Origin of the sequence: Leadbetterella sp. DM7 (assembly GCF_040829825.2) — a bacterium.
Lineage (GTDB): Bacteria > Bacteroidota > Bacteroidia > Cytophagales > Spirosomataceae > Leadbetterella.
Genome location: NZ_JBFOLH020000047.1, coordinates 1 through 524 on the forward strand (window position 1 = coordinate 1; position 524 = coordinate 524).

Sequence of the window (524 nt, forward strand, 5' to 3'; positions counted from 1 at the left end):
TGGGAGTTGGGTAGACCTGAAGCGGAAGGTAGAAGACTTCGTTAGGGTAGAACCAGTGACTGGGGCTAAGTCGTAACAAGGTAGCCGTACCGGAAGGTGTGGCTGGAACACCTCCTTTATAGAGATACTCAGGATTTGATTCCTGAGGAAAAAAGAAAGGAGTTGATTTGGATACGAGAAGTGTAGGGATACACGGAAATAACAACCTGCTAAAGATTACCGTGCGGAAATTTTTGTCCCCACCAACAAGTTAAGTTGGGGGATTAGCTCAGCTGGCTAGAGCACTTGCTTTGCAAGCAAGGGGTCATCGGTTCGACTCCGATATTCTCCACATTCTGACTTCGGTCAGATAACGTACATTGACATAATTGGAAAGACTGAGAAGTAAAGAGAAAAGAGAAAGAGCAAGAGAAGGGCGTACGGGGGATGCCTAGGGTCTCAGAGGCGAAGAAGGACGTGATAAGCTGCGATAAGCTGCGGGGAAGAGCACACATCTATTGATCCGCGGATTTCCGAATGGGGCA

At 47.9% G+C, this 524-nt stretch carries 1 tRNA gene and 2 rRNA genes; all 3 read left to right on the top strand.

Annotated elements, in window-relative coordinates:
- Window positions 1-118: ribosomal RNA gene (locus AB2U10_RS19160) — 16S ribosomal RNA — on the top strand; the annotation flags it as partial.
- 139 nt (window positions 119-257) lie between these two features.
- A tRNA-Ala gene (locus AB2U10_RS19165) sits at window positions 258-331 on the top strand.
- Window positions 332-399: 68 nt separating this feature from the next.
- Window positions 400-524 (top strand): 23S ribosomal RNA (locus AB2U10_RS19170); the annotation flags it as partial.